This window comes from Pseudomonas sp. CM27, from assembly GCF_013179515.1.
Lineage (GTDB): Bacteria > Pseudomonadota > Gammaproteobacteria > Pseudomonadales > Pseudomonadaceae > Aquipseudomonas.
The window spans coordinates 1-10,577 of sequence record NZ_JABMCN010000126.1 but is presented as its reverse complement, the minus strand read 5'-3'; the positions used below and the strand labels follow the sequence as shown (position 1 = coordinate 10,577).

Annotated in this window: 11 protein-coding genes and 1 pseudogene; 2 read left to right on the top strand and 10 right to left on the bottom strand. The window is 61.3% G+C overall.

The features are described 5' to 3' along the window. A partial coding sequence (locus HP547_RS16570; protein WP_306140507.1) for an alpha-isopropylmalate synthase regulatory domain-containing protein occupies positions 1 to 253 on the top strand: 253 nt, incomplete at its 5' end. Positions 254 to 554: 301 nt separating this feature from the next. On the opposite strand, the gene HP547_RS16565 is transcribed toward HP547_RS16570, so the two are convergent. The 5 genes from HP547_RS16565 to zwf form a co-directional block, all read right to left on the bottom strand. After that, the gene (locus HP547_RS16565) at positions 555 to 1,148 is read right to left on the bottom strand and encodes a monalysin family beta-barrel pore-forming toxin (RefSeq protein WP_256676357.1); all 594 of its coding nucleotides are present in this window, start codon (positions 1,146 to 1,148) and stop codon (positions 555 to 557) included. A gap of 26 nt (positions 1,149 to 1,174) precedes the next feature. Further along, positions 1,175 to 1,903 carry a monalysin family beta-barrel pore-forming toxin gene (locus HP547_RS16560; RefSeq protein ID WP_172286860.1) on the bottom strand — a complete coding sequence of 243 codons (729 nt, stop codon included), beginning with the start codon at positions 1,901 to 1,903 and terminating at the stop codon, positions 1,175 to 1,177. A gap of 87 nt (positions 1,904 to 1,990) precedes the next feature. After that, positions 1,991 to 2,671, bottom strand: coding sequence for a bifunctional 4-hydroxy-2-oxoglutarate aldolase/2-dehydro-3-deoxy-phosphogluconate aldolase (locus HP547_RS16555; RefSeq protein ID WP_172221574.1), 681 nt, complete (start codon positions 2,669 to 2,671; stop codon positions 1,991 to 1,993). A gap of 17 nt (positions 2,672 to 2,688) precedes the next feature. After that, complete coding sequence (pgl, locus tag HP547_RS16550) at positions 2,689 to 3,429, bottom strand: 6-phosphogluconolactonase (RefSeq protein ID WP_172286859.1); 741 nt, start codon at positions 3,427 to 3,429, stop codon at positions 2,689 to 2,691. Continuing rightward, on the bottom strand, positions 3,401 to 4,870 hold the full coding sequence (gene zwf / locus HP547_RS16545) for a glucose-6-phosphate dehydrogenase (RefSeq protein ID WP_172286858.1): 1,470 nt from the start codon (positions 4,868 to 4,870) through the stop codon (positions 3,401 to 3,403). Before zwf ends, pgl begins: the two co-directional genes overlap by 29 nt. Positions 4,871 to 5,081: 211 nt before the next feature. Between zwf and hexR the strand changes: the two genes are divergently transcribed. Beyond that, complete coding sequence (gene hexR, locus HP547_RS16540) at positions 5,082 to 5,945, top strand: DNA-binding transcriptional regulator HexR (RefSeq protein WP_169774905.1); 864 nt, start codon at positions 5,082 to 5,084, stop codon at positions 5,943 to 5,945. On the opposite strand, the gene HP547_RS16535 is transcribed toward hexR, so the two are convergent. From HP547_RS16535 to HP547_RS16515, 5 genes and pseudogenes are all read right to left on the bottom strand, one after another. Further along, a complete protein-coding gene (locus HP547_RS16535) occupies positions 5,938 to 6,792 on the bottom strand; it encodes a D-hexose-6-phosphate mutarotase (RefSeq protein ID WP_172286857.1) in 855 nt (284 codons plus the stop codon). The genes hexR and HP547_RS16535 overlap by 8 nt on opposite strands. 117 nt (positions 6,793 to 6,909) lie before the next feature. Then, on the bottom strand, positions 6,910 to 8,253 hold the full coding sequence (locus HP547_RS16530) for a carbohydrate porin (RefSeq protein WP_172286856.1): 1,344 nt from the start codon (positions 8,251 to 8,253) through the stop codon (positions 6,910 to 6,912). 41 nt (positions 8,254 to 8,294) lie between these two features. Continuing rightward, a complete protein-coding gene (locus HP547_RS16525) occupies positions 8,295 to 9,449 on the bottom strand; it encodes an ABC transporter ATP-binding protein (protein ID WP_172286855.1) in 1,155 nt (384 codons plus the stop codon). A gap of 3 nt (positions 9,450 to 9,452) precedes the next feature. Further along, entirely contained in the window at positions 9,453 to 10,298 is an 846-nt protein-coding gene (locus HP547_RS16520) for a carbohydrate ABC transporter permease (protein WP_172224402.1), read from the bottom strand. Continuing rightward, a pseudogene (locus tag HP547_RS16515) lies at positions 10,291 to 10,577 on the bottom strand (sugar ABC transporter permease); the annotation flags it as partial. The pseudogene HP547_RS16515 and the gene HP547_RS16520, both read right to left, overlap by 8 nt.

Sequence of the window (10,577 nt, the reverse complement as noted above, 5' to 3'; positions counted from 1 at the left end):
CGGCAAGGGCAATGGTGCCCTGGAAGCGCTGGTAGCCGGCCTGCCGATTGCCGTGGAGATCATGGATTACAACGAGCATGCCATTGGCGCGGGTACCAATGCCAAGGCTGCGGCCTACATCGAACTGCGCGTCGCTGGCGGCCGTCCGGTGCACGGTGTGGGTATCGATGAAAACATCACCACGGCCAGCTTCAAGGCGCTGTTCAGCGCGCTGAACCGTTCGCTGAGCCAGCAGGAAGCCAAGGCGGCCTGAGCCGTGCTGCAATGAATGAAAAAGCCCGCATCCTGTGATGCGGGCTTTTTTATTTACTGCCCTATCGTGGTAAACCTGCCGCACAACCAACGCGCCATCTGCAGGTGTAGCGCAGAAGTACCAAGCGAGTAGCCATCCGCCAATGGCGGGTTGCTCATGGCTTTCTTCAGTAATGACACCCGGGAAGATTACGGGCCTTCCAGTCGAAGGCAAAACGGCCACTATTGAACTCTGCATTGTATCCGTCCATGAGGGCGGCAATCTGTATCTCTCCCCAGCCCAGCGGCGCAATAGAGTATTTTTAGGCAACAGCAACGGTGGTTTCACTGGCCAGCGAAGTCAGGAAGAACAGGTCTTCGCGATTTTTGATTTTTTGGCACTTCGAATACTCGAAGAAATCCCCAAAGTTACCTGCCGACGTCACACAATGCGCATAGACATAGTGCAACTGGTAGATATTAAACACTCCTGGGCCTTCCATTTCAATTTTACGCGTATTGACCGTAGACCCGTAAATCCCCTCACTGGAACTCGACGTCAACTTGCCACCGATCACACACCCCAGAAAACCAGACCCCAGACCAATTTCCGTTTCCAATGTTGAAGTGAATGTCGAGCTATACCCCTCGGTTACAGCCACGTCCTGTATATATTTGACGCTACTGGGCACACGTACGGTATTCAAATGCGCCAGGTAAGCCAAGACCGGCGTACTGTATGTCGCCCAATTCTGCGGCCCCAGCTTCATGTCGCCATAGACGGTTTTATCATATATCCAGCAACCGGCGTTGACTGCACCGTCACCACCAAGCAAATAATTCTCAACCTCATAAGACCCGCGCTTGTGCGGAAAGTCTCCGATGTCCTTGACCATTGCCTTGTCAATAAAGCTCATATCATCTGATTTCCTGTCAAGTATTCTTATTTATATCGATAGAAGGGAACATCTCGTGCAGCGTAGTCAAACTGAAGTACACCCAGCCCTGCCCGCTCAAGCACTGCCTGCTTTATAAGGGGCCAGCCAGCAAGCTCAACAGCCTGCGATTCATCGACTGCAACCAGGCTACTGGTGGCGGTTGCGGACACAAGCACCTGTTGCCCGCCCACATCGCAAAACGCACCTTGGAGTTCTTTGCTTATTTTGTTTGCGAGCAGGCAATGGGCGTAAGCGATATTCACCTGATAAATCAGATATGCCGCACTACCGTTCAAATACACATCGCGCACGTGCTCGCTGGGTTCGCCCCACAACACATGAGCAGGCAAATCAGTGACAATGCCGGACAATGAATTTGCCCGATTAACGCCCGCACTGATTTTGAACGCGCACCCGATATCGCCCATGAATTCCCGACCAAGCCCACACCAGTAATGCTGCCGGCTTACATATTGATCAGAACGACTCTCCTGCACCCGGGAGCAATAAGAAAGGTAGGCAAAAGCGGGGCGGGTATAGCACTCGACAGAAACACCGTTCACTTTAATGCTGCCAAAAACCGTTTTCCCGGCAACCCAACTCCCCGCTTGCAAACCCTGCGCACCATACAGGTGGCGCTCAATCTCATACGACCCTTTAAATTCATGTTCGTGATGACTGATCACCGTTAGTTCCCCTGTTACCGAAAGAGGTACAAACTTAACGGTCGACAACACGCTCCTTCAGCAGGAATACTTTCTTGCAGGCGAAAAAAAGGGCGCCGACCAAGCGCCCCACAAGCCGTAAAGCACACAACAAATTCAGTTGGCGTCCAGCAGCGCCATCGCCTCCGCGCTGCACGCCTCGATCCGCGCCCAGTCGCCGTTCTTGATCCAGCTGCTGTCGAGCATCCAGGTACCACCCACGCACATCACATTGGGCAAGGCCATGTAATTGCGGACATTGGCCGGGTTCACGCCACCGGTCGGGCAGAAGCGGATATCACCGAACGGCCCCCCAAAGGCCTTGATCGCCGCCACGCCGCCACTGATTTCCGCCGGAAACAGCTTGAACCGGCGATAGCCCAAGGCATAGCCCATCATGATTTCGGACGGCGTGCTGATACCCGGCAGCAATGGAATTTCGCTGTCTACTCCCGCCGCCAGCACGTCCGGAGTAATGCCCGGTGTAACGACGAATTGCGCACCTGCCGCCTCAACAGCGGCGAACATGCTGCGGTCCAGCACCGTACCGGCGCCGACGCACAGCTCCGGGCGCTGTTCGCGCAGCACCTGGATGGCCTTCAGGCCGTGCTGTGATCGTAAGGTCACTTCCAGGGTGCGGATGCCGCCAGCAGCCAGCGCATCAGCCAGCGGCAGGATATCTTCCTCACGGGCGATGGTGATCACCGGCAGGATGCGCGCCTTTTTGCAGATGGCGTCGATCCGTGCGGCTTTATCGGCCATCGAGAGCAGGGCCTGTGGGCGTTCGAGGGTGGTCATGACTGTAGATCCTTGGCTCATGGGCACCAGTAGATGTCCAGGGGGTCGTGAAGAAAAGCGCGAATCGGCATTTCGGTAAGGTCGTTGCCACCCAGCGCGGCGCGCAGGGTAGCGAGTTTGCCCTGCCCTTGCACGGACAGCGCGATGAAGGCGGCACTGGCCAGCAGCGCGCGGGTCATCGACAGGCGCTGGTGCGGCACGCCAGGTGCCAGCATCGGCAGGCAGCGGCGTGAGCTCGCCAGGTCCAGGCCTGCTTTCAGCTCGGGGCTGGCGGGGAACAGCGAGGCGGTATGGCCATCGTCACCCATGCCGAGCACCAGCACATCGATCACCGGCAGCGCAGCCAAAGCCTGGTCGGCCTTGAGCGCAGCGGCATCCAGGCTTTCAGCCTGCTGGTACAAGCCAACGAAGCGCGCCTTGGCCGCCGGCCCCTTGAGCAGGTGACGGGCCAGCAGGCCGGCGTTGCTGTCAGCGTGCTCCACTGGCACCCAGCGTTCATCGGCCAGGCTGACGGTGACCTTTGCCCAGTCCAGGCTCTGGCCAGAAAGTTTCTCCAGGAACGGCACCGGGCTGCGGCCGCCGGACAACACAACGCAGGCCTCGCCCTTGGCCGCAACGGCCGCACGCAGACGTTCAGCCACGTCATTGGCCAGAGTCGTGGCCAGGGTGTTGGCGTCGGCCAGGGCGTGTGCATTCACGTCCGCTGGCAGTTTCAGTTCGGTTATCGCCTCAGATGTCGCCATACCAGGCCCTCCCATCGCGAGTGATCAGTGCAATCGAGCTCATCGGCCCCCACGAGCCTGCCGCATAAGGCTTGGGCGCATCGCCCGCGTTCCGCCAACCGGCGATCAGCTGGTCGCACCACTTCCAGGCGTACTCGATTTCGTCCTTGCGCACAAACAGGTTCTGGTTGCCGCGCATCACTTCGAGCAGCAGCCGCTCGTAGGCATCCGGAATCCTTGTGCTGCGCCAGGTGTCGGAAAAATTCAGCTGCAACGGGCCGCTGCGCAGTTGCATGCCCTTGTCCAGGCCCTGCTCCTTGGTCATCACCCGTAAAGAAATGCCTTCGTCCGGTTGCAGGCGGATGATCAGCTTGTTACCGATTTGCAAACGCTGTTCCGGGGCGAAGATGTAGTGCGGTGTTTCCTTGAAATGGATGACAATCTGCGACAGCTTCTGCGGCATGCGCTTGCCGGTGCGCAGGTAGAACGGCACGCCGGACCAGCGCCAGTTGCGAATGTCTGCGCGCAGCGCGACGAAGGTTTCGGTGTCGCTCTGGGCGTTGGCGTTGTCTTCTTCAAGGTAGCCAGGTACCGGCTTGCCTTCGCTGTAGCCGGCAATGTACTGGCCACGCACCACACGCGTGCTCAGCCCATCGCCAGTGATCGGCGCCAGGGCCTTGAGCACTTTTACCTTCTCGTCGCGAATGGCATCGGCAGACAGTTCGCTGGGCGGGTCCATGGCGATCAGGCACAGCAGCTGCAACAGGTGATTCTGGATCATGTCACGCAGCTGGCCGGCCTTGTCGAAGTAGCCCCAGCGGCCCTCGATGCCGACTTTTTCGGCAACCGTGATCTCCACATGGGAGATGGAATTCTGGTTCCACTGGGTTTCGAACAGGCTGTTGGCAAAGCGCAGGGCAATCAGGTTCTGCACCGTTTCCTTGCCCAGGTAATGGTCGATACGGTACACCCGGTTTTCGGGGAAGAACCGCGCCACGGCATCGTTGACCCGGCGCGACGATTCCAGGTCGTGGCCGATCGGTTTTTCCAGCACCACCCGGGTGCGTGTGGCCAGCCCGGCCTTGTCGAGGTTTTCGCAGATGGCCCCGTACACCGCCGCGGCAGTGGCGAAATAGGCGATCAGCGGTAGTTCGCCTGGCAGTTGCCCGGCCAGCGCCTGGTAACCCTCGGGTTGCAGAAAATCCAGGTGCTGGTAGCCCAGGCGACCCAGAAAGCGGCCCAGCGCAGCAGGCTCGATATCCGCCTCGGGCACATGCCGGCGCAAGTGTGCTTCGATAGTGTTCAGGTGGTCCTGCGCACTGCCTGCCTCGCGGGCCAGCGCCAGCAGGCGGGTATCAGCGTGCAGCAGGTTGGCACGGTCGAGTTGGTAGAGCGCAGGAAACAGCTTGCGCAATGCCAGGTCGCCCAAGGCGCCAAACAGGGCAAAGGTGCAAGGTTCGACACTGATCGCAGCCATGATGTTGGTTCTTTCCTAAAGTTGTACTAGGAATACCGCTTTCACATACGGTTTTCAAGGGTAAATGTAGTAAAAACCACAACATTACCCACAAGTGTTACAGACAAGTGGTACGTCAACCGTACCGACAGTACGATAGACGACCCTGCAAAAAGCCTGCTGCTCCCACAGCCGGCTGCCTTCCCGACCCAAGGACACACCCATGGACCGCGTGCGAAACCTCCTGGAACAGATCCAGGGACGCCTGGACGAGCTGAACAAGGCCGAACGCAAAGTCGCCGAAGTCATCCTGCTCAACCCGCAACAAGCTACCCGTTTCAGCATCGCTGCGCTGGCTCAGGCGGCCAAGGTCAGCGAACCGACCGTCAACCGCTTTTGCCGGTCGTTCGGCGTCAGCGGCTACCCGGAACTCAAGCTGCAGCTGGCACAGAGCCTGGCCAGCGGCGCCGCCTACGTCAGCCGCGCAGTAGAGGCCGACGACGACCCGGCAGCCTATACCCAGAAGATCTTCGCCAGTGCCATCGCCTCGCTCGACAGCGCCTGCCAGCAGCTCGACCCGCAGCAGGTCAGCCGTGCCGTGGACATGATGATCCAGGCCCGGCAGATCCACTTCTTCGGCCTCGGCGCCTCGGCACCGGTCGCCCTGGACGCGCAGCACAAGTTCTTCCGCTTCAACCTGGCGGTGTCGGCCCACGCCGACGTGCTGATGCAGCGCATGCTGGCCTCGGTGGCCCACACCGGTGACCTGTTCGTGATCATTTCCTACACCGGGCGCACCCGGGAACTGGTCGAAGTGGCCCGCCTGGCCCGCGAAAACGGCGCCTCGGTGCTGGGCCTGACCGCCGCCGGCTCGCCGCTGGCCAACGCTTGCAGCCTGAGCCTGCATATTCCGCTACCTGAAGACACCGACATCTACATGCCGATGACCTCGAGGATCATCCAGCTGACCGTGCTCGATGTGCTGGCCACCGGCATGACCTTGCGCCGCGGTGTGGATTTCCAGCCGCACCTGCGCAAGATCAAGGAAAGCCTCAACGCCAGCCGCTACCCGATCGAGGACGACGAACTCAACTGAGCCGGTGCGCCTGCAGCCGCAGGTGGGCGCGTTGCCCTGGGGCCAGGCTCAGGCCTTCGCCACTGCCGCTGGCGGCCTCGACGCAGATAAATCGCTGGGATTCGCGGCCGCTCACGCCCATCAACGGGCGGTTGCCGGGGTGCCACACCACCGTGTCATCGCTGTCGCCGGTATCGATGCACAGCTCGCGCTGCCAGGCCGGGTCCTGTAACTGCACGCGCGGCGTTCCCGGGTAGACCTTCTGGCAGCCACCCTTGGGCTTCAGCGCGCCATCTTCACGGCAGGCCTGGCGGTTCAGGCGGTCGTAGCCCTCGATATCCTCAAGCCCGGACAGCGCTATCTCGGACACGTCACTGATGCGCCAGTAGGCCAGCAGCGCATGGCTCAGCTGGCAAGGTTCACTGTCCTGGTGCTCGGTACTCAGGCTCAGTTCCATGCGGCTTCCCAGCCGCGCATGCAGGTCGACCTGCCAGTCGCACAGGTCCAGCCGCCACTTCAGGGTCACGCCCTCCTCGTCCTCGCGGCTGTCCACCAGCTTCCAGTCCAGCAGGCGTGCCCAGCCATGGGCTGGCCACAGGTCTTCGCTGGGGTGGCGGCCATACCAGGGCCAGCACACCGGTACGCCCCCGCGAATCGCCCCCACCTGCGGCCACTGCTCGGCGCACCACAGCCAAGGCCGTTCTCCGGCCGGTTGAAAGTGCAGCAGCTGCGCGCCCTGGCGGCTGAACACTGCCTGGCAACGGGGATGATCGATGATCAGCACATCGCGCTGCTGGTAACGCTCCCACTCGAATGTCGGCCTTGGCCGCTGCGAGGAAAAGAAGCGATGGAGCGGATGTTCGGGCATGGTTCAGAGCTCTTGTTGTTTGAGATAGCGCTGTCTCGGCCTATCCCCGACACCCACTGCAGGCCAGTGGGTGCCGGGAACCGAAAAGGGATTGGCGTAAATTTACAACAATTGCCCTCAGAATGACGACTGAATCTTCAAACCTGCGACCAGCGCGTTGTCCACTTCATCCACCCCGCCAGGGCTTTTGATGTACTGCAAGTTGGGCCGCACGGTCAGCCAGTTGGTGACATGGAAGCCGTAGTAGAGCTCGGCGTTGTACTCGGTACGCTGCAGCGGCACGAAGCCTGCGTTGTCGTAATCACTGATACCGCTCTGGGCGTTGAGCAGTTCGGCGCGCTTCTTCACGTCGTCATTTACATGAATACGCGCCACACCGAAGCCGATGTCATCCTTGGGGCGGGCGTCGAAGGCACCCTTGTAGACCAGTCCCACCTGCTGGTAGTTGTCGACCACGTTGGTGGCCTTGTCATGCACCGTGAAGTTGGCGAACAGGCTCAGGCCCCGGTTGATATCGCCGCCCTGGGCAGTCACCTGCTGCTGCGCGACCACCCACCAGCCATGCTTGCTGGAGTGCGACTTGAAGGCGCCACCGCTGAGCGCCTGCGGGTTGCCGTTGACGTCGTCGAACACATCGTCGGCATTCGCCGTGCTGTAGTAGTAGCCCAGGCGGTACTCGCCCGGCAGGCCATTGACCTTGGGCGACCACACGGCCTCTACCGGCAGGATGGCCCCCTTGGTACCGCTGCCGCTGAGCTTGAAGCCATTGCCGGTTTCCAGGTTGGAGGGGTTCTGCTCGAAGGCGCCGACCTGGACGAAGAATTCCGGTGTGATGTTGTACTTCACCCGCAGCGCCCACTGGCTGACCGGCCAGTTGTACCAGATGCCGCCTACCCAGTTGCCCACCTGCGAGCCGCAGAAGGCCAGGTTCTGGAAGTCGCAGGGGAAGCTGTTGAAGTCCTCGCCCTCGCCGAAGCGGCCGAATTTCACGTCCAGCGCGCCGTCGAAGTACTTCTGCTTGACCCACATCTGCGTCAGGCGCCAGGTCTGGCCGCGGCCCCACACCTCCTGCACCGAGCTGAACTGCCCGGCACGCGGATCACTGATGCGGTCGTTGGACAGGTTGCGCCCGCTGCGCTCGGTGATCGCCAGTTTGAACTCGGCATCGTGCCAGCCAAGAATCTTCTGCAGGTCCAGGTGCGCACCGAGGGCAAACTGGTCGCTGTAGCGTGCGGTCTTGTCGTCGTTGTAGCCCCCGTTCAGATTGCCGGCCACCTCGCCGACGTAATCGAGGGTGAAGTCATAGCCCTTGTCCAGCAACTCGGTGCGCGTGCCGCCCCAGTCGCCGGTCATCCATTTCGATTCGCTGGAAAATGCCTCGGCAGCCTGCGCGCCGCTGCTGCCGACCACGGCGAGCAATGCCAGCGAGCCCAATGTCCTGATGCGTTTGCGCTGTTCCATCCCTTTGCGTCCTCTTTTTTCTTATTGATGGTGTAGACGAGTCAACGGCCTTTGAAGTGAGCCACGTTGTCCTTGGCGGTTGCGCCAGTGCTGGCCAGGCGCAGGCGCTGGCCGCTGTCGGCATCGAACAGCAGCACCCGGGCCGGGTCCAGTTGCAGGTTCAGGCTGTCGCCGATCCGGCACTCCACGTCCGGTGCCAGGCGGCAGCACACCTTGGTCTGGTTGAGGGTGACGAACACCAGCAGGTCCGGCCCGGTGGGCTCGGTCACCTGCACCTCGGCGCGAATGCCCGGCAGGCCATTGCCCTCTGCTGCCCCCAGGGTAATCTGCTCCGGGCGGATACCAAGGATGATCTCGCGGCCGTCAAGGTCGTCAGCCGCCATGCCCAGAGGCAGCGCGCAGCGCGCCTGGCCGCTGTCGAGCAGCGCCAGCAGTCGGCCATCCTGCTGCGTCAGCCGCACCGGAATGAAATTCATCGGCGGCGAGCCGATGAAACTGGCCACGAACTGGTTGGCCGGGTCGTTGTAGATCTGCTGCGGGGTGCCGAACTGCTGGATGATGCCGTCCTTCATCACCGCCACCTTGTCGCCCAGGGTCATGGCCTCGATCTGGTCATGGGTGACGTACACGGTGGTGGTCTTCAGGCGCTGGTGCATCAGTTTCATTTCGGTGCGCATCTCGACCCGCAGCTTGGCGTCGAGGTTGGACAGCGGCTCGTCGAACAGGTAGATCTTCGGCCGCCGCGCCAGCGCCCGGCCCATGGCCACGCGCTGCTGCTGGCCACCGGACAGTTGCGCCGGCTTGCGCGCCAGCAGGTGCTCGATCTGCAGCAGCCTGGCCACGCGCGCCACTTCCTCGTCGATGGCGGCCTGCGGCAGCTTGCGGATCTTCAGGCCAAACTCGATGTTTTCGCGCACGCTCATGGTCGGGTACAGCGCGTAGGACTGGAACACCATGGCGATGTCGCGATCCTTGGGGCTCATGCCGCTGACGTCTTGCTGGTCGATCAGTATCGCGCCGCCGCTGATCTGCTCCAGCCCGGCGATGCAGTTCATCAAGGTGGATTTGCCACAGCCCGACGGGCCGACCAGGATCAGGAACTCGCCGTCCCTGATCGACAGCTGGATATCCTTCAAGGTGTCTGGCAAACCACTGCCGTAGGTCTTGTTCACATTGCGAAGTTCGAGCGTTGCCATGACTTACCCCTTTACCGCGCCGGCCGTCAGCCCGCGGACGAAATATTTGCCTGCCACCACGTAGACCAGCAGCGTTGGCAGGCCGGCAATCATCGCCGCCGCCATGTCGACGTTGTATTCCTTGGCCCCGGTGCTGGTATTGACCAGGTTGTTCAGGGCCACGGTGATCGGTTGCGATTCGCCGCTGGAGAACACCACCCCGAACAGGAAGTCGTTCCAGATCTGGGTGAACTGCCAGATCAGGCAGACCATGATGATCGGCGTCGACATCGGCAGGATGATGCGGCGGAAGATGGTGAAGAACCCGGCTCCGTCCAGGCGAGCAGCCTTGACCAGCGCCTCGGGGATGCTCACGTAGAAGTTGCGGAAGAACAGCGTGGTAAAGGCCAGGCCGTAGACCACGTGCACCAGCACCAGGCCACTGGTGGTGCTGGCCAGGCCGAGCTTGCCAAGGGTGAACGAGGCCGGCAGCAGCACGGTCTGGAACGGCAGGAAGCAGCCGAACAGCAGCAGGCCGAAGAACAGCTGCGAACCGCGAAAGCGCCACATCGACAGCACGTAGCCGTTCAGCGCGCCAATGGCGGTGGAGATCAGCACCGCAGGCACGGTGATCATGATCGAGTTCCAGAAGTAGCCGCTGACCGTGCCCCAGGCCTTGATCCAGCCGATGCCGGTGATCACCGAGGGCCAGCTGAGCAGGTTGCCGGTGCTGATGTCTTCCGGGGTCTTGAAGCTGGTCAGCAGCATCACTACCAGCGGCACCAGGTACAGCAGCACAGCAATCAGCAACACCACGTGGATGGCGATGCGGCTGGGGCTCAGTGGCGGTTTTTGGGCAGGGCTATGCATGGCGTTTGCTCCGCAGCTCCGAATACAGGTAAGGCACGAGGATCGCGAGGATCGCCCCGAGCATGAGCATGGCGCTGGCCGAACCCATGCCCATCTGGCCGCGGCTGAAGGTGAACGAATACATGAACATCGCCGGCAGGTCGGACGAGTACCCGGGGCCACCGGCAGTCATCGCCGCGACCAGGTCGAAGCTCTTGATGGCGATGTGCGAAAGGATCATCAGCGAGCTGAAGAACACCGGGCGCAGGCTGGGCAGCACCACTCGCCAGTAGATGCGCG